The organism is Amycolatopsis orientalis DSM 43388, assembly GCF_000411975.1.
Lineage (GTDB): Bacteria > Actinomycetota > Actinomycetes > Mycobacteriales > Pseudonocardiaceae > Amycolatopsis > Amycolatopsis orientalis_D.
In genome coordinates this window covers 1-282 of sequence record NZ_ASXG01000084.1, presented here as the reverse complement: position 1 = coordinate 282, position 282 = coordinate 1, and the positions used below count along the sequence as shown (strand labels likewise).

Sequence of the window (282 nt, the reverse complement as noted above, 5' to 3'; positions counted from 1 at the left end):
CCGTGCCGTGCCGTGCCGTGCCGTGCCGTGCCGTGCCGTGCCGTGCCGTGCCGTGCCGTGCCGAGACGCGGTCTACCGCAGGATCAGCGAAACTCTCAAAACTTCTGCGCTGCGCTCGCCGCGTCGTGCCAGGCTGTGCCCTGCAGCGCCGCGCCGTGCTGCGACGTTGGTTTGCGGGCGAGCCGTGCCGTGTTCACGAGAGTCGTTGCTTAGGTCGAGGATTCCCCAGCCCAGCCCATCCCAGCCCAGCCCAGCCCAGCCCAGCCCATCCCAGCCCAGCCC

1 protein-coding gene is annotated in these 282 nt (G+C 70.9%); it reads right to left on the bottom strand.

The genetic code is table 11. From position 1 onward, the window contains the following. Nucleotides 1-72: 72 nt before the first annotated feature. A partial coding sequence (locus L942_RS45435; protein ID WP_235079205.1) for a hypothetical protein occupies nt 73-282 on the bottom strand: 210 nt, incomplete at its 5' end.